Raw genomic sequence first — 22,027 nt, forward strand, 5'->3', positions numbered from 1 at the left:
GGGGAGAGGGGGAGGGGGGGGCGGGCGGAGAGGCGGAAAGGCGGAAAGGCGGAAAGGCGGAAAGGCGGAAAGGCGGAAAGGCGGAAAGGCGGAAAGGCGGAAAGGCCGAAGCGTCAGCGTCCGTCGCGCATCGAAGCGACGAGTTCGTCGAGCAGCGAGCTTGCCGGCGGCCCCGGCACAGGATGCCTTGACGCCATCGGAACGCGGTGAGCATGCGCAGCGGATGGTGCGGCGCCGCAACGATATGGCGATATGCCGGCGATCATCCCGTCGGCACGTCGGCACGTCGGCACGTCGGCACGTCGGCACGTCGGCACGTCGGCACGTCGGACACGCGGCGACCGCGTCGGCGTCGGATCCGCGCACGGACGGCGCGAGACCGATCCCGCGCGTGCCCGACCCTTGCACGAGCCGGCCGCGCCAGCCGCGGCGGCACATTCTGCGGCGCGCGCACGAACGCGCGTTGCCGCGCGACGGGGAGGCGCGGGCCCGCACGTCGTCAGGACGCGCGGGCGCAAGGCGTTGCGTTACAACGTGGTGCGCACGTGCCAGAGCTCGGGGAACAGCACGACGTCGAGCATCTTGCGCAGATACGGCGCGCCGCTCGTGCCGCCGGTGCCCTGCTTGAAGCCGATGATGCGCTCGACTGTCGTCACGTGACGGAAGCGCCACTGGCGGAACGCATCCTCGAGATCGACGAGTTCCTCGGCCATCTCGTAGAGCTCCCAGTGCTGCTGCGGGTGACGATAGACCTCGAGCCATGCGGCCTCGACCGTTTCGTCGTGACGCATCGGCTGCGTCCAGTCGCGCTCGAGCCGTTCGGGCGCGATCGGGAAACCGCGCCGCGCGAGCAGGCGCACGACCTCGTCGTAGAACGACGGCGCCTCGAGCGTCGCGCGCACCTGTTCGAGGATGTCGGGCCGGTGCGCATGCGGCTGCAGCATCTGCGCGTTCTTGTTGCCGAGCAGGAATTCGAGCTGCCGGTACTGGTACGACTGGAACCCCGACGACTGGCCGAGATACGGCCGCATCGCCGAATACTCGGACGGCGTCATCGTCGACAGCACGTTCCACGCCTGCACGAGCTGCTCGAGGATCCGCGACACGCGCGCGAGCATCTTGAACGCGGGCGGCAGCGCGTCGCCGCGCACCGCGTCGAGCGCGCCGCGCAGCTCGAACAGCGCGAGCTTCATCCACAGCTCGCTCGTCTGATGCTGGATGATGAACAGCATCTCGTTGTGATCGGGCGACAGCGGATGCTGCGCGTCGAGGATCGCATTCAGCGACAGGTAGTCGCCGTAGCTCATCGACTTCGAGAAATCGAGCTGCGCATCGTGCCAGCCGGCTTGAGCGGTGGCTTCGCCAGGCACGTGCGGCGCTTCATGAGCCGGTTGGGCCGCGCGTGCGCCCGAGAACGGGCAGCCCGCCGGCGCGTCGTCGCCGGGTGGCTGAATATGACCAGAATTCACGACTTTCTCCAGATTTGAATGACGGGGCGCGGCGCGCAATCCGCACGTCGCGGCGGCGCGCGCCGGGCTGGAAGCGCTCAGGTCACCGCGCCGCGCTCGGCGAACTCGGGCGCCTTCCACGCGTCGGTGGCGAGGATGTCGCGCAGCGTCTCGACGGCATCCCACACGTCGACGAAGCGCGTATAGAGCGGCGTGAAGCCGAAGCGCAGCACGTAAGGCTCGCGGTAGTCGCCGATCACGCCGCGCGCGATCAGCGCCTGCATCACCTCGTAGCCGTGCGGATGCTCGAAGCTCGCCTGCGAGCCGCGCTGGTGATGCGCGCGCGGCGTGACGAGCTTCAGCGACAGGCCCGCGCAGCGCGTTTCGACGAGCGCGATGAACGCGTCGGTCAGCGCGAGCGACTTGCGGCGGATCGCGTGCATGTCGGTCTGCAGGAACACGTCGAGCCCGCATTCGACCATCGACATCGACACGATCGGCTGCGTGCCGCACAGGAAGCGCGCGATTCCCGGATCGGGCGCGAAGGCCGGCTGCATCGCGAACGGTGCGCGGTGGCCCCACCAGCCCGACAGCGGCTGCGAGAAGTGAGCGAGATGGCGCTGCGGCACCCACACGAAGGCCGGCGAACCGGGGCCGCCGTTCAGGTACTTGTACGTGCAGCCGACCGCGCCGTCCGCGTGCGCGCCGTTCAGGTCGACCGGCACCGCGCCGGCCGAGTGCGCGAGATCCCACAGCATCAGCGCGCCCGCATCGTGCACGAGCTGCGTGACGGCCGGCATGTCGTGCATGTAGCCGGTGCGGTAGTTCACGTGCGTGATCATCGCGACGGCCGTGTCCGCGCCGAGCGCGTCGGGCAGGTCCGCCGGATCGTCGATCAGGCGCAGCTCGTAGCCGCCGCCGAGCTGTTCGATCAGCCCTTGCGCGATGTACAGGTCGGTCGGGAAGTTCGAGCGCTCCGACACGATCACGCGGCGCTCCGGCGCGCGCTCGGCCTGGTGGCGCAGCATCGCCGACAGCAGCTTGAACAGGTTGATCGAGATGGTGTCGGTCACGACGGTTTCGCCGGGCGCGCCGCCGATCAGCGTCGCGAGCTTGTCGCCGAGGCGGCGCGGCAGCGCGAACCAGCCGGCGGTGTTCCAGCTGCGGATCAGGCCTTCGCCCCATTCGGCGCCGATCACCTGTTGCGCGCGGGCGGCCGATGCGCGCGGCTGCGCGCCGAGCGAGTTGCCGTCGAGATAGATCACGCCGTCGGGCAGCGCGAACTGGTCGCGCAGCGCGGCGAGCGGGTCGTCGCGGTCGAGGGCGAGCGCGTCTTCACGGGTCTTGATGATCATGATGTCGGGTCAGTAGTTCGCGGACGAGTGGTTCGCGGGTCGATGGTTGGATGAATCAGGAGGAGCGGCCGGGCAGCGCGCGCAGCACCGCACGCACGGGGCTCGCGTCGAGCGTCGCGAACTTCAGCGGCAGCGCGATCAGCTCGTAGTCGCCGGGCGGCACGTCGTCGAGCACGATCCCTTCGAGGATCGCCATCCGGTGCGCACGCACGCGGTGATGCGCATCCATGGTCTTCGATTCCTGCGGGTCGAGCGACGGCGTATCGATGCCGATCAGCTTGACGCCGTGCGCGGCGAGCAGGTCGACGGTCTCGGGCGCGACCGCGCAGAAGCTGCTGTCCCATTGCGCGACGCTGGCACGCGCATAGGTGCGCAGCAGCACGCGCGGCGGCACGCCGTCGAGCGCGGCCGCGACGTCGGCCGGCCGCACGACCGGCGACGCGCCGATGCAATGGATCACGCGGCACGGGCCGAGATAGGTGTCGAGCGGCACCGCGCCGATCGGCGCGCCGTCGGCGTCGTAGTGAAGCGGCGCGTCGCAGTGCGCGCCGGTATGCGGCGACAGCGTCAGGCGCGCGACGTTGACCGGCGAGCCGGCCTCCATCCGCCAGACGCGTTCGACGGAAACCGGCGTGTCGCCCGGCCACACGGGGGTGGCGGGGCTGACGGGCGGCGAGATGTCCCAGAGTGTGTCCATGGCATGACGAGTCGGTGAATCGATGCTTCGAATGATAGGTGGACGCTCGCAGAAAGTGCTTGCGAAATAAACATGGACAATCCGCCCGATTGGCAGATAATTCGACTCAGAGGGAAAACGGGGACCAAAAATGCACGCGATCACGCTCGATGCCACCGACTGCCGGATTCTGGCGGTCCTGCAGGAAGAGGGCAGAATCAGCAATCTCGATCTGGCGGAGCGCATCTCGCTTTCGCCATCCGCCTGTCTGCGCCGGATGCGCCTGCTCGAGGAGCAGGGCGTGATCGAGCACTATCGCGCGTGCCTGAGCCGCGAGAAGCTCGGCTTCGAGCTCGAGGCGTTCGTGCAGGTGTCGATGCGCAACGAAGAGAATCAATGGCACGAGCGCTTCGCGGAGGCGCTGCGTGAATGGCCGGAGGTGGTCGGCGCGTTCGTCGTGACGGGCGAGAGCCACTACCTGCTGCGCGTGCTCGCGCACAACCTCAAGCACTATTCGGATTTCGTGCTGAACCGGCTCTACAAGGCGCCGGGCGTGATGGACATCCGTTCGAACATCGTGCTGCAGACGCTGAAGGACGAAGCGGGCGCGCCGGTCGGGCTGGCGCGCATGGGGGCGATCAAAGCGGTGTGAGGCCGTGGAAGCCGCCACCGTGGAACACGAGCGGCGGAGCGGCATCCGACACGGCACGCACGCCGCAGCGTTCCACTTCGCCGACGAAGATCACATGGTCGCCTTCGTCGTAGCGGCTGCGGTTGTGGCATTCGAACCACGCGAGCGCGCCGTCGAGCACCGGCATGCCCGAGTTGCCGGCCGCGTGCGCGATCCCTTCGAAGCGGTCGCCCTTGTAGGTCGAGAAGCGCTTGCACAGGTCGAGCTGCGACGCCGCGAGCACGTTCACCACGTAATGGCTGTTGCTGCGGAACACCGGCGTCGACGCCGATTTGTGCGCGAGGCTCCACAGCACGAGCGGCGGATCGAGCGACACCGAGTTGAACGAGCTCGCGGTGATGCCGATCAGCTGCCCGGACGGCGCACGCGTCGTGATGACCGTGACGCCGGTCGCGAACTGGCCGAGCGCCTGGCGAAAGGCGGCCGAGTCGAAATCGGGCGGGGTGGCATGCTTCATCGGGCGGCCATCCGGATCGAAACGGACAGGCGCGGCGCGCGGCGGGTGCGGGAGGCGCGGCGGACGAAAGGCAGCAAGGCCAGGGCGGTCGGTCGGGAAGTGGTGCGCATGGCGCGATTTTAGCGGAATCGCGACCGCCGGGCCCGTGCGGACGGTGCATTGCGGGGCCAGCGTGAGGTAGCGAACACAGTCGCGCGGCGCCGCGATCGGGCCGGCGGCGGCGTTTCCGGCGCGTTTTATCGCGCGCGGCCGGCGGCGCGCCCATGCGGCAGGCCGTCCGCCACGCGATGCATCACGCGCGACCGCCGCGGCAGCCGCCGCGCGTGCGCTACCGCGCCGCCGCCAGCCCGAGCGACAGCGCCCCCGTCAGAATCAGGCTCGACGCCCACACCGCATCGAGGTTGAACCAGCTCCGCGCGACGAACTTCAGCCCGAGATAGCGGTACACGAGCCACGCGAGCACGCCGCCCGTGCCGATCATCGCGGCCGCGTGCACGGCCGCGACGATGAGCGCCATCCCGAGATGCGCGTCGACGAGCGTGGCCGCCGCGCGATCGCCGGTGTCCGTGTCGAGCCCGCAAAGCCCCAGATAGATCGGCACCAGCATCAGCCCGGCGCCGTGCGCGAGCGCGACCGCGAACGACCACAGCCCGAGCCGCGCGGGCGGAATCCGCGCGAGCGCACGCGGGTGGCGCCGCCGGATCAGCAGCACCGCGCCGAAGCCGATCACGAGCGCGCTCGCGCCGATCCGGATCGCCGTCTGCCACGCGAGCAGCGCGGCGAGCAGCCCGAACGGCAGCATCACCATGAATACCGCGAGCGCATGGCCGAGCGCGAGATAGCCGAGCGCCGCGACGAGCGCGCCGCCGCGGCGCGTCATCAACGCGTTCGACACCGCGAGCGGCCAGCCCATCGCCGGATTGAGCCCGTGATAGACGCCGCTCGCGAGCACGGCCGCCCACAGCGCGAGCGGCGCGGAGAGGCCGGCGCTCAACGCTTGACCGACGGATAGCAGAACGAGTCGGTCGAGCAGTCGCCGCCTTCCAGCCGGATCTGGTGCGCGCGATAGCCGTCGGGGAACTCGACCCAGTAGTCGTCGGCGAGCGTCAGCCCGCCGTCCGGCCCCGCATGCGCGAGCACCTGCGCGGCCGGCACGCCGTCCGGATAGAACTGGTCGTCCCACGTCGAGTAGAGCGAGTTGGTCCAGTACACGCGCCGGCCGTCGCGGCTGATTTCCACCATCTGCGGGCCGCCGGCGAACGCGCGGCCGTTTGAGTGCGGCGCGCGGCGCACGATCCCGCCGATGCGCACCGACCCGGCGAGCACCGGGTGACGCGGATCCGACACGTCGTACTGACGCATCTCGCCCGTGCCCCAGCACGATACGTACAGGAAACGGTCGTCGAGCGACAGGTCGATGTCGGTCACGAGCGGCGGCACCGCGCCGAATCCCTGGAGCAGCGGCGGCAGTTCGTCGGCGGCGGCCGGCTCGGGCGGGATCGTCGCGGTCTTCTCCACATGGAACTGGCCGTCCTCGCGCCACCAGGTCCAGATCGACCCTTCGAGATTGGTCGTGTCGACCACGACGCCGACGAACCCGTATTCGCGCACCGGATCGTGCGCGGGCCGCACTTCGAGCGCCATCTGGTGCTGCGCGCCGAGATCGATCGTCTGCACGTTGCGCCGCGCGCGCAGGTCCCAGAAATGCAGCCGGTGGCCGTAGCGGTTCGCGAGCAGGTCTTCCGGCACGATGCCGTTCTCGAATTGCGGCGGCAGCGCCCATTCGCTCGACACCATGTAGTCGCGCGGCAGGTTCCACCAGAAGTCGTAATGCTTGTCCTGCGGGCCGCGGTCGATTTCCCAGCGCCCGAGCACGTCGAAGGTCTCGCAGTCCATGATGAAGATGCCGGGCGCGCCGTCGGTGCCGTCCGGGCCCGCGCCGCCGAGCGTGCTCACGTAGATGCCCTCGGGGCCGCAATGAACCGTGTGCGGCCGCGAATAGCCGGTCTTCGCGAACACCTCGCCGGGCTCGATGATCTTGTGGATGCGCGCCTGCGTCGGGTGCGGCTTCGTGTCGATCACGTAGATCCGCGACGAGCGCAGGCCCGGGATGATCAGGAAGCGGCGCTCGAGAAACGCGTGACCGGTCAGCGGCGACAGCGACGACGAGCATGCATTCCAGCCGAAGTGGTGGAATTCGTCGCCGGTGTTCGGCATCGTCACCGTGTGCACGATCTTGCCGTAGGTCGCCGAGCCGGGTTTCACGTCGATCACGGCAAGCGCGTCGGGCCTGGAAAAATCGGGGCTCAGCAACAACGTATAGGCAAATTCCTCCGCCGGCGCCTGCATCGCAAGTTCCGGCGAAGCGTGAAAGGTCGGGTCAGGCCGCATGCTCATCGTGGTGCCTCTCTCGGTTGTATCGGATCACGGGCGCACGGCCGTTCACGGCGGGCGTGCGGGTCGAACAGGTTGCGTGACGGGAATGCAGAGGCGGTGGCGCGCGATTGCAGGACGCGCGGCGCGGTGCATCAGGTCGGGAAAGCGGGGAAACGCGGCGCGCCGGATCGTCGCGCAGGCGGCGCAACGGGCGCACGGTGACGCGAGGGTGCGGTGAAGGCGACGGCGCGCGTGGCACCGGCGGCCGGGCCCGTCATGCGGGCGATTTCTGCTGAGGCGTGCATATCGATGTTCCGGCAGATGTTGTTGGCATCAGGGCGGGCATGCATCGGACGCTGCGTGCGGCCGGACGGTGTGCCGTCGCGGCGAAGCGTGCCTAAGTGTAGTCGAGAAACGCGCAGCCGGTGGCGCGCGGCGCGCATGCGGTCCTGCCGGATTCGCGCGCGAGTGAGATACTTGAACGCTGCCGCTGCGCGCCGGGCAACCGGGCAGCGACGATAAGGACCGGCGGCGCCGGCGCGCGCCTGCGTGCCGGCCGCCGTCTTCAACGAGGTACTGATTTCATGGTGAACGAGATGCTTGAAACCGCGACTGTGGGCGGCGGGTGCTTCTGGTGCACGGAGGCCGTGTTTCTCGACGTCGACGGCGTGACGGCCGTCCAGTCGGGCTATGCGGGCGGCCATACGCGCAATCCCGGCTATCGGGACGTCTGCGACGGCGACACCGGTCACGCGGAGGTCGTGAACGTGACGTTCGATCCGGCGCGCATCGGTTATCGCGAGATCCTCGAGATCTTCTTCGCGACGCACGATCCGACCCAGCTGAACCGGCAGGGCAACGACGTCGGCACGCAATACCGGTCGGTCGTGTTCACGCATTCCGACGCGCAGCGCGACGTCGCGCTCGACGTGATCCGCGAACTGGAGCGCGAGCAGGTGTTCGGGCAGCCGATCGTCACGCAGGTCGTGCCGCTCGACGGCAACTACTGGCCGGCCGAGGACTATCATCAGAACTATTACGCGCGCAATCCGGGGCAGGGCTACTGCTCGGTCGTGATCGGGCCGAAGCTCGCGAAATTCCGCCAGAAGTTCTCGCATCGGCTGAAGTCGCAGCGCGGCGCGTAATCGGCACGTCAGCCGCAAGCGGCGCGGGCACCCGCGCCGCGACCCCTACGCCGCCTCGCTGCGCCAGTGCGCGCACGCGGCGGCGATCTCGCGCGCGAGCGCGAGGCACGACAGCGGCGCGGAGCCTTCCGCCTTGTTGTTGATCGTGATGATCACCGGCTGTCCGGCCAGCGCGTAGCGCGCGGCCAGCTCGGCGAGCGCCGCGCGCGTGGCCGGATCCTCGTCGACGAGCTTGTCGAACGGCTCGTACTTCGCTTTCGCCTGTTCGTACTTGAAGCCGCCGTGCAGGCTCCAGCGCACGATCAGCGGGCCCGGCGCATCGCCGTCGAGCAGCGCGAGCGCGGCCGCCTGGCGCAGCGGGTCGGGCATCCGCGCGTGCAGGCCGACGCAGTAGCGCACGCCGAGCGCCGCGAGCGCGCGGATGAAGCGCGGCGTGAGCAGGCTCGCGTCGCGGATCTCGATCGCGTAGCGCGTGCCGTCGGCGTCCGGCGGCAGCGGCGGCAATGCCGCGAAGAATGCCGACAGCCGGTCGATCAGCGCGGCCGGCTCGGCGAGCAGTTGATCGGGCATCGGCGAGAACTGGAACACCAGCACGCCGGCCTTCCGGCCGAGCCCTTCGAGGCACGGCTGCACGAATTCCCGGGTGGCGAGCTGCGCGTCGAGGAAGGTCGGGTTCGGGCCCGACGGCTCGCCGCGCCTGCCGCGCACGACCGCGTCGGTGACGGACGCCGGCGCCTTCACGACGAAGCGGAAGTCGTCCGGCACCTGTTGCGCGTAGCGCAGGTAATCGGCCACCGACAGCGGCCCGTAGAACGAGCGGTCGAGGCTCACGCTCTTCAGCAGCGGATGCGCACCGTACGCCTCGAGCCCTTCGCGCGACAGCTTCGTCTGCGCGAAATCGCCGTCGTAGACGATGCCGTCCCAGCCGGGGAAATACCACGACGACGTGCCGAGCCGCACGTTGGGCGGCAGCGCGGCCGCGGCGTCGGCGACTTCCGCGGAAACCGGGGCGGGCGGCACGCCGCGCCGGCGCCGGCCTTGCTTCGGCGGCGCGGCTGGCGGGGACGGTTCGTCCCACAGCAGGCCGGAGGCTGGGGGCGGTTCCGCCGGTTCCTGGTCGGCGGAAGGGCGGGGCGATGCACGGCCGGCGCGCGCAGGCGACTTTGCCGGCCGCGCGGTGTCGTGTTCGTCCGGCGTCACGCGTTCGCCGGCAGGGTTGTCGCCATCCGCGGGCGCGGCCGCGCGCGCGTCGTCGGGCGACGCGCCACCGCCGCCGAACAGGTCGAACTGCCCGTCGGCGTGCGATCCGTCCGGTTCGTCGCGCTGCTGTCGTTGCGTCGGCGTGTTGCGCCGCGTCCTGCCGTCACCCATGCATGCCCAGCGTGAAGTGCCGCCTAGCGCGGCAGCGTGTGTTCGTACATGTAGCGCCGCGACCACGGCAGCGTTTTCGCGCTGCGTCCGGCCTTGCGGCACACGATCTGGAAGATCGACACGTCGTCGTGCTCGAACGCATACGCGCAACCGGCGAGGTACACGCGCCAGATGCGGAATTTCTCGTCGTCGACGAGCGCGCGCGCCTGGTCCACCTTCGCCTCGAAGTTCTCGGTCCAGATGTCGAGCGTGCGCGCATAGTGCCGCCGCAGGCTTTCGACGTCAATCGCCTCGAGCCCGCCGCGCTGCGCCGCTTCGAGCGCGAGGCTGATGTGCGGCAGCTCGCCGTCCGGGAACACGTAGCGGTCGATGAATTCGCCGCCGCCGAGCGCCGTTTCGCCGCTTTCCGCGTCGGTCGACGTGATCCCGTGGTTCATCGCGATGCCGTCGTCGGTCAGCAGGTCGTGCACGCGCGAGAAATAGAGCGGCAGGTTCTTGCGGCCGACGTGCTCGAACATCCCGACGCTCGTGATGCGGTCGAACTGCCCGTCGATCTCGCGGTAATCCTGCAGGCGGATCTCGATCTTGTCCTCGAGCCCGGCGGCCTTCACGCGCGCGGTCGCGAGATCGAACTGGTTCTGCGACAGCGTCACGCCCAGGCACGTCGCGCCGAATTTCTGCGCGGCGCGCAGCACGAGCGCGCCCCAGCCGCAGCCGATGTCGAGCAGGCGCTGGCCGGGCTCGAGCTGGATCTTGGTCAGGATGTGGTCGATCTTCTTGATCTGCGCGGTCGCGAGATCCTCGTCGCCGTTCTCGAAGTACGCGCACGAGTACACCATGTTCTCGTCGAGCCACAGCCGGTAGAAATCGTTCGAGACGTCGTAGTGATACTGGATCGCCTTCCGGTCGGTGTTCTTCGTGTGGTTGAAGTAGCGCTTCACGCGCGCGAGCTTGCTCGCGCTGGTGACCGTGCTGCGCGCGAGCGAATAGCTGATGTTGATGATGTCCGACAGCCGGCCTTCGATGTCGATCTTGCCCTTCACGTACGCCTCGCCGAGATTGTCGAGGCTCGGTTCGAGCAGGAGCGGCAGCGCCGACGCGCTGTTGACCTTCAGCGTGACCTGCGGCGCGCTGAAGGTGCCGAAATCGAGTTGATCGCCGTTCCACAGCACGAGGCGCGCCGGTATGTTCGCTTTCGCCCGTACTTCGTCCGCCCACTGTGCCAGCTTCTTTTCCCAGAACATTTGGATTCTCCGTTTGTTCGTTGAATCGAATACAGCCAAGTATCTTGACCGGCGCCCGCCTCCTGCGAGGCGGGCGCCCGGATGCAACACGAGACACGACCGGCAAGCGGCACCGCGGCCGCGGTTCGGCTTACGGCGACAGGCGCGAGATCGTCCAGCCCGACGCCGCAGCGGCGTCGCGCGTATAGAGCAGGCGGTCGTGCAGCCGCGACGGGCGGCCCTGCCAGAACTCGATCGCGTCGGGCACGACGCGATAGCCGCCCCAGTGCGGCGGGCGCGGCGGGTTCTCGCCGTAGCGTTCGGCCACGTCCTTCTCGCGCGCTTCGAGCGTCGCGCGGCTGTCGATCACCGCGCTCTGCTCGGACGCCCACGCACCGATGCGCGAGCCGAGCGGGCGCGACGCGAAATAGCGGTCGCTTTCGTCGGCGCTGGTCTTTTCGATCCGGCCCTCGATGCGCACCTGGCGCTCGAGCTCGATCCAGTAGAACAGCAGTGCCGCGTACGGATGGGCGGCGAGGTCGCGCCCCTTGCGGCTTTCGTAATTGGTAAAGAAGACGAACCCGCGTTCGTCGACAGCCTTGATGAGCACGATGCGTGCCGACGGCCGGCCGTCGTCGCCGACGGTGGCAAGCGTCATCGTGTTGGGCTCGGGGAGCTTGGCGGCGAGCGCCTCCTTGAACCAGCGATCGAACTGGGCGAAGGGGTCGGGGGCGGCATCGGCTTCGTCGAGCGAAGCACGCGAATAGTTGATGCGGAGATCGGCGAGAGTCGTCATGTTATGCAAACGCTTCAATCTGGGGCCAGTATAGCGAACGCGCGAGAATCGTGCGCGCACAGTGGCGCGTGCCGGCGGGGAGTTCAGGCAAAATAGAGGGCTGCTCGACTTACGTTTTCCTTGCTGCCATGTCCGCTGCCGACACCGCCCCGCTCAGTTCCTCTGATCTTACCCCGACCCCGACAATCCAGCTTGACGTGGATCGCGAGCGCCGCTTCGGCGGCATCGCGCGGCTGTACGGCGCCCCGGCGCTCGCCGCGTTCGAGGGCGCGCACGTGGCCGTGATCGGCATCGGCGGCGTCGGGTCGTGGACGGCCGAGGCGCTCGCGCGCAGCGCGATCGGCACGCTGACGCTGATCGATCTCGACAACGTCGCCGAAAGCAATACGAACCGGCAGATCCACGCGCTCGACGGCAATTACGGCAAGCCGAAGGTCGACGCGATGGCCGAGCGGATCGCGCTGATCGATCCCACGTGCCGCGTGAACCGGATCGAGGATTTCGCGGAACCCGACAACTTCGACGCGCTGCTCGGCGGCGGCTTCGACTACGTGATCGACGCGATCGACAGCGTGCGCACGAAGGTCGCGCTGATCGCGTGGTGCGTCGCGAAAGGGCAGCCGCTCGTCACGGTCGGCGGCGCAGGCGGGCAGCTCGACCCGACGCGCATCCGCATCGATGATCTCGCGCTGACGATCCAGGATCCGCTGCTGTCGAAGGTGCGTGCGCAGTTGCGCAAGCAGCACGGCTTTCCGCGCGGGCCGAAGGCACGCTTCAAGGTCAGCGCCGTGTATTCGGACGAGCCGCTGATCTATCCGGAAGCGGCCGCGTGCGACATCGAGGATGGCGCGGAGCCGTCGACCGCCGCGCATGTCGCGGGGCTCAACTGCGCGGGGTTCGGTTCGAGCGTGTGCGTGACCGCGAGCTTCGGTTTCGCGGCCGCCGCGCATGCGTTGCGGGCGATCGCGGCGCGGGCCGCGGGTTGATCGGGGCGTCGATCGACGCGCCAAGGAATGTTGCGGCGCGGCGGACCCGCCGCGCGCGATAAGGCGATTCGGCCAGGCCGCCGCGGCCCGGCCGTTCGTCAGTTGAGCGCCATGCTCAGCTTGCGCCGCCACGCGGCGACGAGTTCCGGGCGATCGCCCGCCAGCTCGAACACCGAGATCATCGTGCGGCGGCCGAGGTCGTCGCCATACGCGCGGTCGCGCAACACGATTTCCAGCAACTGCTCGAGCGCGCCTTCGTACGCGCGGCGCGCGATCAGGCTCTGCGCGAGGTCGAAGCGTGCGTCGAGATCGGCGGGGTTCGCCGCGATGCGCGCCTCGAGCGCGTCGGTCGGCGGCAGGTCGGCCGTCGCGTCGAGCGCATCGAAACGGGTCTTGATCGCCTGGTAGCGCGGATCGCTGCCCTGCACGGTCTGCGGCGACAGGCGCTCGGCCTCGGCGCGTGCGGCGTCCACCTGGTTGTTCGCGAGCAGCAGTTCGATCAGGTCGAGCCGCGCGTCGTCGAAGCCGGGGTTCAGCGCGAGGGCCGCTTCGAGGTGGGTGATCGCATCGTCGTAGCGCGACTCGGCGATCGCGTATTGTGCGGCGCGGCGCTCGGCTTCGTCGGGCGCGGGCAGCAGCCGGTCGAGGAACGCGCGCAACTGGCCTTCCGGCAGCACGCCGATGAACTGGTCGACGGGCCGCCCGTCGGCGAACGCGATCACGTGCGGGATGCTGCGCGTCTGGAAGTGCGCGGCGAGCTCCTGGTTCTCGTCCACGTTCACCTTCACGAGCTTCCAGCGGCCTTCGTAGTCGGCTTCGAGCTTTTCGAGCAGCGGACCGAGCGTCTTGCAGGGGCCGCACCACGGCGCCCAGAAGTCGACCAGCACGGGCGTGTCCAGCGACGCCTCGATGACGTCTTTCTCGAAAGTGGCAAGCGTGGTGTCCATGTCGTTCTCTTCGGTTCGAATGTCGTCAGGATGGGGGCGGCGCGCCCCTTTTTCAACGCGGCTTCGACTCGGGCAGCGGAATCCACTCGGTTTCGCCGGGCACCTTGCCCATTTCCTGGTTCGTCCACGCCCGTTTCGCGCGCTCGATCGCGTCGCGGCTGCTGGCGACGAAGTTCCATTCGATGAAGCGCTCGCCGTCGATCTTGTCGCCGCCCAGCAGCATCGCGCGCGCGCCGTTGCCGCTCGCGAGCGTGACGGTGGCGCCCGGTGCGAGCACGGCCATCTGCTCGGCCGGCACCGGCGTGCCGTCGATCGACAGGTCGCCGTCGACCACGTAGACCGCGCGTTCCTCGTGCGACGCGTCGAGTTCGAGGCGGCCGCCGGCCGCGAATTCGGCGGCGACGTACAGCGTGCGCGAGAACGTCGTGACGGGCGAGCGCAGGCCGAACGCGTCGCCGGCGATCACCGTGAGCGACACGCCGTTCTCATCGCGCTTGGGCAGCGTGTCGGCCGCATGGTGCTCGAACGACGGCTCGGTGGTCTCGTGGGCAACCGGCAGCGCGACCCAGGTCTGGATCCCGTGCACCGTGTGGCCGCTCGCGCGCTGCGCGTCGGGCGTGCGCTCCGAGTGGACGATGCCGCGGCCGGCCGTCATCCAGTTCACGTCGCCCGGCACGATCTCCTGCAGCGAGCCGAGGCTGTCGCGGTGCAGGATCGCGCCGTCGAACAGGTAGGTGACGGTGGCGAGCCCGATATGCGGATGCGGGCGCACGTCGAGGCCGGTGCCGGCCGGCAGCGTCGCGGGCCCCATGTGATCGAAGAAGATGAACGGGCCGACGAGGCGTGCGGCGAGCGCGGGCAGCGTGCGGCGCACCTGCAGGTTGCCGATGTCGCGGATGTGCGGCTTCAGCAGGGCTTTGATCGGATCGGTCATGGCGGGCCTCGTGGGGAACGGCAGGAATGCCGGTCATTGTACTGGCGGCACGGCGGCCACGCGTGCAACGGGGAGCGCCGGATACCCGCCGCGCCATGCGGCCGCGGGCAGGCACGCGTCGTGCGGCGCGTCCATGGCGCCGTGCCTGGCGCCGATTCCATGTGCGTCGCGCGGGTATCGGGTCGCGCGGCAAAATTCGGTAGACTGAGCGGCGTTCAGGAAACCATCCGACAAAATCGAGGAGACGCCGATGATGGCCCCGAAGGACTTGCTGCTCGCGCTGGTCGTGATCCTGGCGTGGGGCGTGAACTTCGTCGTGATCAAGGTTGGCCTGCACGGCATGCCGCCGATGCTGCTCGGCGCGCTGCGCTTCACGCTCGCCGCGGTGCCCGCGGTGTTCTTCGTGCGCCGGCCGCAGATTCCGTGGCGCATGCTGATTCTGTACGGCGCGACGATCCAGCTCGGCCAGTTCGTGCTCCTGTTTACCGGCATGTACGTCGGCATGCCGGCCGGCCTCGCGTCGCTCGTGCTGCAGTCGCAGGCATTCTTCACGCTGGTGTTCGCGATGCTGTTCCTCGGCGAGCGGCTGCGCGTGCAGAGCCTGGTCGGGCTCGCGGTCGCCGCGGCCGGACTCGTCGTGATCGCTGCGCAGGGCGGCCGCGCGATGACGCTCGCGGGCTTCCTGCTGACCCTCTGCTCGGCCGCGATGTGGGCGTTCGGCAATATCGTCACGAAGAAGCTGGGCAAGGCCGACCTGGTGTCGCTCGTCGTGTGGGCGAGCCTCGTGCCGCCGGTGCCGTTCTTCCTGCTGTCGCTGTGGTTCGAGGGGCCGCAGCGGATCGAGGCCGCGTTGCTCGGGCTGAACGGCGCGTCGATCTTCGCGGTCGTCTATCTCGCGTTCGTCGCGACGCTGCTCGGCTACAGCTTGTGGAGCCGCCTGATGTCGCGTTATCCGGCCGCCCAGGTCGCGCAGTTCTCGCTGCTGGTGCCGATCGTCGGGCTCGCGTCGTCGGCGCTGCTGCTCGACGAGCATCCAACGGACGCGCAGCTGATCGGCGCCGCGCTCGTGATGGGCGGGCTCGCGGTGAACGTATTCGGCGGGAAGCTCGCGCGCCGCTTCGCGGCGTCGTGACGCGCCGGCACGCAGCGCGTGCCGGCGGCGGGGAAGGGTGGCCGGTCAGGCCATCCGGCTCTTCGCGAGCGGCGGATTCGCGGCGAAGTAACGCTTGATACCGCGGAAGATCGCGTCGGCCATCTGGTCGCGATAGCTGTCGTCGTTCAGCCGGCTTTCCTCTTCCGGATTGCTGATGAACGCCGTCTCGACGAGGATCGACGGAATGTCGGGCGCCTTCAGCACCGCGAACCCGGCCTGCTCGACCGAGCCCTTGTGCAGCTTGTTGATGCCGCCGACTTCCTTCAGCACGTAGTTGCCGTAGCGCAGCGAATCGCGGATCTGCGCGGTCGTCGACATGTCGAACAGCGCGCGGCTGACTGCCGCGTCCTGCGTCTTGATGTTGATGCCGCCGATCAGGTCGGACGAGTTCTCCTTGTTCGCGAGCCAGCGCGCCGCGGCGCTCGACGCACCGTGGTCGGACAGCGCGAACACCGACGAGCCGCGCGCGGACGGCGTCGTGAACGCATCGGCGTGGATCGACACGAACAGGTCCGCGCCGACGCGGCGCGCCTTCTGCACGCGCACGTTCAGCGGCACGAAGAAGTCGGCGTCGCGCGTCATCATCGCGCGCATGTTCGGCGCGCCGTCGATCTTCGCGCGCAGCTTCTTCGCGATGTCGAGCGCGACGTGCTTCTCGTACGTGCCGCCGCCGCCGATCGCGCCCGGATCCTCGCCGCCGTGGCCCGGGTCGATCGCGACCGTCAGCAGGCGCACGGTGCCGCCCTTGCCGGATTTCGGCGCGGTGAACTTGTAGGTGTCGCCGTCGTCCTCGCTGTCGTCGCGGCGCGCGATGACGGGCGGCGGCTTGACGGCCGGCTTCGCGGGCGTGGCAGGCGAAGACGGCGTCGTGGCGGCCGGCAGCGTGCGCGGCGCGGCCGGCGTGTTCTGCGCGAAGCGCTGGAAGAACGCGTCGCTGTTGTCGTTGCCCGCGACGGGCGGCGTCGCCGGCCCGTTCAGCGCGCTCGGCGGCTGCACCTGCTGCGCGCGCGCGGTGTCGTTGAGCGCCTGTTCCTTGCGTTCCGTCTGCGCGATCAGGTCGGTCAGCGGATCGGGCGCGACGGCCGGATACAGATCGAACACGAGCCGGTACTTGTAGGTGCCGACCGGCGGCAGCGTAAACACCTGAGGCTTCACCGAGCCTTTCAGGTCGAACACCATCCGCACCACGTGCGGTTGATACTGGCCGACGCGCACCGACTGGATCTGCGGATCGTTCGGCGCGATCTTCGACACGAGGTCGCGCAGCGCCTGGTCGAGATCGAGCCCGTTCAGGTCGACGACGAGCCGGTCGGGACCCTGCAGCAGCTGTTGGCTATTCTGCAGCGGCTGGTCGGATTCGATCGTGACGCGCGTGTAATCGCGCGCGGGCCACACACGCACGCCGAGCACCGACGACGCGTGCGCGAGCCGCGGCGCGACGAGGCCGAGCACCAGCGTCGACGCGCCCGCGCACAGGATCTGGCGGCGCCGCCAGTTGTGCGTGGCGGTGGCCGCCGATTCGATCGAGCGGAACGGTTTGATCAACATCTTTCGAGACATGCCTTTCCTGAAGCGCTGTACGCACGGACGGTGAGGGCGCGGCCGTCGCCATCCACGTCGAGCGAGAAAACCAGATCGGGCACGCCGAGCAGGGGGCCCGCCTGCTGCGGCCATTCGACGAGGCAGATCGCGCTGGAATTGAAATACTCGCGAAAGCCTGCATCGGACCATTCGGCCGGATCGTTGAATCGATACAGATCGAAGTGATAGACCTCAAGTTCCCCGTCGTCGCGCGCGAACGCGTACGGTTCGACGAGCGTGTAGGTCGGGCTGCGCACGCGCCCCGGGTGGCCGAGGCCGCGCAGGATCGCGCGCACGAGGGTCGTCTTGCCCGCGCCGAGGTCGCCGATCAGCTGGATCTGCAGCCCGTTGAACGCGTGTGCATGGGCGAGTTCGCTGCGCGCCGCGTCGAGCGCGTGCGCGAAGCGGGTGCCGAAGGCCTCGGTCGCCGCTTCGTCGGCGAGTGCGATCACGCGCTCCGCGAGCGGGGCGGGCAGCGTGTCGGCATGAGGCGTATGGGACGTGGCTGGCATTCTCGTAAAATAGTGCGATGAACCGATTACCGGAACTCGCCGCATCCGACAGGCCTTCGACTCGTGCCGAAGGCGCGGCGCCGTGCGCGCTCGATGATGCGACGTTGACTGCGCTCGCCGCGCGCATCAGGGCGTGGGGGCGCGAATTGGGTTTCGGGGCGATAGGCATCAGCGATACCGATCTCTCGGATGCCGAAGCAGGCCTCGCCGCCTGGCTGGAAGCCGGGTACCACGGCGAAATGGATTATATGGCGAAACACGGGATGAAACGCGCGCGGCCGGCCGAACTTGTGGCCGGTACGCGACGCGTGATTTCCGCGCGACTCGCCTATCTGCCGGCCGAAACGCTCGCCGCCGACGCGCCCGATGCGTCATCCGGCGCGCTCGCGCCGCACGACTGGCGCGCCCGCGAGCGCGCGCGTCTCGACGATCCGCAGGCGGCCGTCGTGTCGATCTACGCACGCGGCCGCGACTATCACAAGGTGCTGCGCAACCGGCTGCGGACGCTCGCGGAGCGCATCGAGCGCGAGATCGGCGCATTCGGCTACCGGGTGTTCACCGATTCGGCGCCGGTGCTCGAGGTCGAGCTCGCGCAGAAGGCCGGGGTCGGCTGGCGTGGCAAGCACACGCTGTTGCTGCAGCGCGACGCGGGTTCGCTGTTCTTCCTCGGCGAAATCTACGTCGACGTGCCGTTGCCGACCGACGCGCAAACGGCGCCCGAGCGCGCGCCCGAGACGCCCGGCGCGCACTGCGGCAGCTGCACGCGCTGCATCGGCGCGTGCCCGACGGGCGCGATCGTCGAACCGTATCGCGTCGACGCGCGCCGCTGCATCTCGTACCTGACGATCGAACTGAAAGGCAGCATTCCGGAGCCGCTGCGGCCGCTGATCGGCAACCGCGTGTACGGTTGCGACGACTGCCAGCTCGTGTGTCCGTGGAACAAGTTCGCGCAGGCCGCGCCCGTCGCCGATTTCGACGTGCGGCACGGGCTCGACCGCGCGACGCTCGTCGAGCTGTTCGCGTGGGACGCCGACGCGTTCGACACGCGGATGCAGGGCAGCGCGATCCGGCGCATCGGTTACGAAAGCTGGCTGCGCAATCTCGCGGTCGGGCTCGGCAATGCGTTGCGCGCGCCGGCCGATCGGCTCGCACCCGAAGCGCGCACCGCGATCGTCGCCGCGTTGCGCGCACGGGCCGACGATCCGTCGCCGGTCGTGCGCGAGCATGTCGAATGGGCGCTGCGTGCCGCATGAAGGCGGCGTAAAGTGTCGTCGGCGCGCGGCGGCGCCGCGTGTTTCACCGGTCAGGAGAAGCTCATGTTCAACGCAGTCATCGACGCGCCGTTCGGCAAGGTCGGCATCCGCACCGATGCCGCGGTGGTGCGCGAGATCGTCTATCTGCCCGAGTCGGTCAAGTCGGTCGATCCGGATTCGCCGCTCGCGAAGCGCGCGGTCGAGCAGATCGAACGTTATTTCGAGCGCGCGTCGGCGCGCTTCGACCTGCCGCTCGCCGACGTCGGCAGCGCATTCCAGCACCGCGTATGGAACGTGATCAGCGACATTCCGCCGGGCACGGTGCTGACCTACGGGCAGGTCGCGAAGCGGATCGGCAGCGCGCCGCGCGCGGTCGGCCAGGCGTGCGGCGCGAACTATTTCCCGCTCGTGATTCCATGCCATCGCGTCGTCGCGGCCGGCGGCCTCGGCGGCTTCGCGAATCACGACGACAATGGCTATTACCAGAAAGTGAAGCGCTGGCTGCTGGCGCATGAAGGCGTGCCGTACTGATGAGCGAACCGTTGCTTTCCCCCGACTCCGATTCCGATTCCGCGTCCGACGCCGGCGATGCCGCGGCCGCCGCATCGCCCGCGCTGCTTGCAAGCCGCGCGTCGATCGACGTGTTCTGCGATGCGCTGTGGCTCGAGCACGGGCTCGCGCGCAACACGCTCGATGCGTACCGGCGCGACCTGGCGCTGTTTTCGCAATGGCTGGCCGCGACGCACGACACGTCGCTCGACTCGGCCGACGAAGCGATGGTGACGGGCTACATCGCCGCGCGCAGCGACGGCAAGGCAACATCGTCGAACCGGCGGCTGTCGGTGTTCCGGCGCTATTACGGCTGGGCCGTGCGCGAGCGTCACGCGAGCGCGGACCCGACGCTGCGGATCACGTCGGCGAAGCAGGCCGCGCGGTTTCCGTCGACGCTGTCCGAGGCGCAGGTCGAAGCGCTGCTCGGCGCGCCCGACATCGGCACGCCGCTCGGCCTGCGCGATCGCACGATGCTCGAGTTGATGTATGCGAGCGGGCTGCGCGTGAGCGAGCTCGTCACGCTGAAGACCGTCGAGGTCGGGCTCAACGAAGGCGTCGTGCGTGTGATGGGCAAGGGTTCGAAGGAACGGCTCGTGCCGTTCGGCGAAGTCGCGCACGGCTGGATCGAGCGTTACCTGCGCGATGCGCGGCCCGCGTTGCTCGGCGCGCGCGCGGCCGACGCGCTGTTCGTGACCGCGCGCGGCGACGGGATGACCCGCCAGCAGTTCTGGAACATCATCAAGCGCCACGCGCAGCAGGCCGACGTGCGCGCGCACCTGTCGCCGCATACGCTGCGCCACGCGTTCGCGACGCACCTGCTGAACCACGGCGCCGACCTGCGGGTCGTGCAGCTGCTGCTCGGCCACAGCGACATCTCGACCACGCAGATCTACACGCACGTCGCGCGCGAGCGGCTGAAGACGCTGCACGCGCAACACCACCCGCGCGGCTAGCGCGGCGCGCGCAGGCCCACGCGCGGGATGCGGCCGGCGCCGCGCGTCACGCGAGTTCGCGCAGCTTGTGCTTCAGCACCTTGCCCGTCGATGCGGCGGGCAGCGCATCGAGCACGCGGATGCGCGCGGGGCGCTTGTACGGCGCGAGCCGTTGTGCGCACCACGCCTGCAGCGCGGCCTCGGTCGCGGCCGCGCCCGGCACCAGCTCGACGAACGCGAGCACTTCCTCGTTGCCCTCGACCGCGCGGCCGACGACGGCCGCCTGCACGACGTCCGGGTGCGCGTTCAGCACCTGTTCGACCTCGACCGGATACACGTTGAAGCCCGAGCGGATGATCAGCTCCTTGCTGCGGCCCGCGATCGTCACCGAGCCGTCCGCTGCCTGGCGCGCGAGATCGCCGGTGCTGAGCCAGCCATCCGGCGACACGGCCGCGCGCGTCGCGTCCGCGTTGCGGTAGTAGCCGAGCATCACGTTCGGCCCGCGCACGCGGATTTCGCCCACTTCGCCCGGCGGCGCGTCGGTGCCGTCCGGTGCAACGATCCGCATCTCGACGCCCGGGATCGGCACGCCGACCGAGCAGTCGGTACGCGGCGCGTCGAGCGGCGTCTGCGTGATCGTCGGGCTGCTCTCGGTCATGCCGTAGCCGTTGTGCAGCGGCACGCCGTACACGCGCTCGACGCGCGCCTTCAGGTCGGCGTCGAGCGGCGAGCCGCCCGAATACGCGAAGCGCAGCCGCGGCGCATGCCATGCGTGCGTGTGCAGGTGCTCGAGCAGTTTCGCGTGCATCGCGGGCACGCCCTGGAAGATCGTCACGCCTTCGTCGGCGAGCGCGACGCGCACGGCCTCCGGCGCGAAGCGCGGCGCGAGCCGCAGCGTCGCCCCCGCGTACAGGCTGCCGAGGCAGACCGACGCGAGCCCGTACACGTGCGACACGGGCAGCACCGTATAGACGACGTCGTCGGGCGACACGCCGCGCAGCGCGCTCGACGTCGCCGCGATGAACAGCAGGTTGCGGTGCGACAGCATCACGCCTTTCGGCGTACCCGTCGTGCCGGTCGTGTAGATCAGCGCCGCACACTGCGCGGCGCCGTCGGGTGCCACCGGCTCGTCGGGCGCGCTCGCGTCGACGCGGTACGACCACGCGCCGATGTCGACCGGCAGCGCGTCGGCGGGCGTCGCGTCGTGGCGCGCCGCGTGCGTGCGCGCATCGGGCGATGCTTCCGTCGCGAACGCGATCAGCTTCGGCCGCGCGTGCGCGGCGATCGCATCGAGCTCGCCGGCCGACAGCCGCGCGTTCGACACGAGCGCCCAAGCGTCGACGCGCGCGGCCGCGAACAGCAGCACGATCTGCGCGACGCTGTTTTCCGCGACGATCATCACGCGATCGCCGCCGCGCACGCCGAGGCGCGCGAGCTGCTCGGCGGCCGCATCGACGGCCCGCGCCAGCTCGCCATACGACAGGCGGCGCGCGTCCTCGATCAGCGCCGGATGCGCGGGCGCTTGCGCGGCCCAGCGGGCGGGCACGTCGGCGATGCGGCCGGGCAGCGCGGCGAGCAGTGCCGCGATGTCGAGCGGCGCGGATGAGCGGACAGGCGAGGACATGGCGTCTCCAGAAGA

General features: G+C 69.5%; 22 protein-coding genes. 7 read left to right on the plus strand and 15 right to left on the minus strand.

Annotated elements, in window-relative coordinates; translation table 11 throughout:
* Window positions 1-527: 527 nt before the first annotated feature.
* From kynA to kynB, 3 genes are all read right to left on the minus strand, one after another.
* Entirely contained in the window at window positions 528-1,454 is a 927-nt protein-coding gene (kynA, locus tag NQV17_RS33680) for a tryptophan 2,3-dioxygenase (RefSeq protein ID WP_257775616.1), read from the minus strand.
* Between the two features lie 92 nt (window positions 1,455-1,546).
* A complete protein-coding gene (gene kynU, locus NQV17_RS33685; protein ID WP_374692790.1) occupies window positions 1,547-2,803 on the minus strand; it encodes a kynureninase in 1,257 nt (418 codons plus the stop codon).
* A gap of 55 nt (window positions 2,804-2,858) precedes the next feature.
* Window positions 2,859-3,500 carry an arylformamidase gene (gene kynB, locus NQV17_RS33690; protein ID WP_257775588.1) on the minus strand — a complete coding sequence of 214 codons (642 nt, stop codon included), beginning with the start codon at window positions 3,498-3,500 and terminating at the stop codon, window positions 2,859-2,861.
* A gap of 130 nt (window positions 3,501-3,630) precedes the next feature.
* Here kynB and NQV17_RS33695 point away from each other — a divergent pair, with 130 nt between their 5' ends.
* Complete coding sequence (locus NQV17_RS33695) at window positions 3,631-4,131, plus strand: Lrp/AsnC family transcriptional regulator (protein WP_044844460.1); 501 nt, start codon at window positions 3,631-3,633, stop codon at window positions 4,129-4,131.
* On the opposite strand, the gene NQV17_RS33700 is transcribed toward NQV17_RS33695, so the two are convergent.
* The 4 genes from NQV17_RS33700 to NQV17_RS33715 form a co-directional block, all read right to left on the minus strand.
* Window positions 4,118-4,627 carry a flavin reductase family protein gene (locus NQV17_RS33700; RefSeq protein WP_044844459.1) on the minus strand — a complete coding sequence of 170 codons (510 nt, stop codon included), beginning with the start codon at window positions 4,625-4,627 and terminating at the stop codon, window positions 4,118-4,120. The genes NQV17_RS33695 and NQV17_RS33700 overlap by 14 nt on opposite strands.
* A gap of 328 nt (window positions 4,628-4,955) precedes the next feature.
* Window positions 4,956-5,621 (minus strand): hypothetical protein, encoded by a 666-nt coding sequence (locus NQV17_RS33705; RefSeq protein WP_257775589.1) that lies wholly within the window; start codon window positions 5,619-5,621, stop codon window positions 4,956-4,958.
* Window positions 5,618-7,024, minus strand: a complete 1,407-nt coding sequence (locus NQV17_RS33710; protein WP_124486957.1) for a selenium-binding protein SBP56-related protein — start codon at window positions 7,022-7,024, stop codon at window positions 5,618-5,620. The genes NQV17_RS33705 and NQV17_RS33710 overlap by 4 nt, the downstream gene beginning before the upstream one ends.
* 131 nt (window positions 7,025-7,155) lie before the next feature.
* The gene (locus NQV17_RS33715) at window positions 7,156-7,572 is read right to left on the minus strand and encodes a hypothetical protein (protein WP_257775590.1); all 417 of its coding nucleotides are present in this window, start codon (window positions 7,570-7,572) and stop codon (window positions 7,156-7,158) included.
* Window positions 7,573-7,587: 15 nt separating this feature from the next.
* Here NQV17_RS33715 and msrA point away from each other — a divergent pair, with 15 nt between their 5' ends.
* Window positions 7,588-8,148, plus strand: a complete 561-nt coding sequence (gene msrA / locus NQV17_RS33720; RefSeq protein ID WP_044844456.1) for a peptide-methionine (S)-S-oxide reductase MsrA — start codon at window positions 7,588-7,590, stop codon at window positions 8,146-8,148.
* Window positions 8,149-8,193: 45 nt separating this feature from the next.
* Here msrA and NQV17_RS33725 read toward each other — a convergent pair whose 3' ends face one another.
* From NQV17_RS33725 to pdxH, 3 genes are all read right to left on the minus strand, one after another.
* Window positions 8,194-9,519: a DUF72 domain-containing protein gene (locus tag NQV17_RS33725; RefSeq protein WP_257775591.1), complete on the minus strand. Its 1,326-nt coding sequence runs from the start codon at window positions 9,517-9,519 to the stop codon at window positions 8,194-8,196.
* A 23-nt stretch (window positions 9,520-9,542) separates the two neighbouring features.
* On the minus strand, window positions 9,543-10,763 hold the full coding sequence (locus NQV17_RS33730; protein ID WP_257775592.1) for a cyclopropane-fatty-acyl-phospholipid synthase family protein: 1,221 nt from the start codon (window positions 10,761-10,763) through the stop codon (window positions 9,543-9,545).
* 130 nt (window positions 10,764-10,893) lie between these two features.
* A complete protein-coding gene (pdxH, locus tag NQV17_RS33735) occupies window positions 10,894-11,538 on the minus strand; it encodes a pyridoxamine 5'-phosphate oxidase (protein WP_044848555.1) in 645 nt (214 codons plus the stop codon).
* Window positions 11,539-11,666: 128 nt separating this feature from the next.
* On the opposite strand from pdxH, the gene tcdA reads away from it, so the two are divergent.
* Window positions 11,667-12,524, plus strand: coding sequence for a tRNA cyclic N6-threonylcarbamoyladenosine(37) synthase TcdA (gene tcdA / locus NQV17_RS33740; protein ID WP_257775593.1), 858 nt, complete (start codon window positions 11,667-11,669; stop codon window positions 12,522-12,524).
* Between the two features lie 98 nt (window positions 12,525-12,622).
* Here the strand turns inward: tcdA and trxA are convergent, their stop codons facing one another.
* Both trxA and NQV17_RS33750 read right to left on the minus strand, forming a co-directional pair.
* Window positions 12,623-13,471, minus strand: coding sequence for a thioredoxin (gene trxA, locus NQV17_RS33745; protein WP_257775594.1), 849 nt, complete (start codon window positions 13,469-13,471; stop codon window positions 12,623-12,625).
* A 52-nt stretch (window positions 13,472-13,523) separates the two neighbouring features.
* On the minus strand, window positions 13,524-14,405 hold the full coding sequence (locus tag NQV17_RS33750; protein ID WP_044848558.1) for a pirin family protein: 882 nt from the start codon (window positions 14,403-14,405) through the stop codon (window positions 13,524-13,526).
* A gap of 253 nt (window positions 14,406-14,658) precedes the next feature.
* Between NQV17_RS33750 and NQV17_RS33755 the strand changes: the two genes are divergently transcribed.
* Window positions 14,659-15,537, plus strand: coding sequence for an EamA family transporter (locus NQV17_RS33755; protein ID WP_257775618.1), 879 nt, complete (start codon window positions 14,659-14,661; stop codon window positions 15,535-15,537).
* A gap of 45 nt (window positions 15,538-15,582) precedes the next feature.
* Here the strand turns inward: NQV17_RS33755 and NQV17_RS33760 are convergent, their stop codons facing one another.
* Together NQV17_RS33760 and tsaE are read right to left on the minus strand one after the other, a co-directional pair.
* Window positions 15,583-17,118, minus strand: coding sequence for an N-acetylmuramoyl-L-alanine amidase (locus NQV17_RS33760; RefSeq protein WP_257775595.1), 1,536 nt, complete (start codon window positions 17,116-17,118; stop codon window positions 15,583-15,585).
* Window positions 17,100-17,651 (minus strand): tRNA (adenosine(37)-N6)-threonylcarbamoyltransferase complex ATPase subunit type 1 TsaE, encoded by a 552-nt coding sequence (tsaE, locus tag NQV17_RS33765; RefSeq protein WP_044848561.1) that lies wholly within the window; start codon window positions 17,649-17,651, stop codon window positions 17,100-17,102. Before tsaE ends, NQV17_RS33760 begins: the two co-directional genes overlap by 19 nt.
* A gap of 17 nt (window positions 17,652-17,668) precedes the next feature.
* Between tsaE and queG the strand changes: the two genes are divergently transcribed.
* From queG to xerD, 3 genes are all read left to right on the plus strand, one after another.
* On the plus strand, window positions 17,669-18,904 hold the full coding sequence (gene queG, locus NQV17_RS33770) for a tRNA epoxyqueuosine(34) reductase QueG (protein WP_257775596.1): 1,236 nt from the start codon (window positions 17,669-17,671) through the stop codon (window positions 18,902-18,904).
* Window positions 18,905-18,967: 63 nt separating this feature from the next.
* Window positions 18,968-19,435, plus strand: coding sequence for a methylated-DNA--[protein]-cysteine S-methyltransferase (locus tag NQV17_RS33775; protein WP_124486964.1), 468 nt, complete (start codon window positions 18,968-18,970; stop codon window positions 19,433-19,435).
* The gene (gene xerD, locus NQV17_RS33780; RefSeq protein WP_257775597.1) at window positions 19,435-20,409 is read left to right on the plus strand and encodes a site-specific tyrosine recombinase XerD; all 975 of its coding nucleotides are present in this window, start codon (window positions 19,435-19,437) and stop codon (window positions 20,407-20,409) included. The genes NQV17_RS33775 and xerD overlap by 1 nt, the downstream gene beginning before the upstream one ends.
* Window positions 20,410-20,455: 46 nt before the next feature.
* Here xerD and NQV17_RS33785 read toward each other — a convergent pair whose 3' ends face one another.
* Entirely contained in the window at window positions 20,456-22,012 is a 1,557-nt protein-coding gene (locus NQV17_RS33785) for a class I adenylate-forming enzyme family protein (protein ID WP_257775598.1), read from the minus strand.
* Between the last annotated feature and the right edge of the window lie 15 nt (window positions 22,013-22,027).

The sequence above is a fragment of the Burkholderia sp. SCN-KJ genome (assembly GCF_024656005.1).
Classification (GTDB): domain Bacteria; phylum Pseudomonadota; class Gammaproteobacteria; order Burkholderiales; family Burkholderiaceae; genus Burkholderia.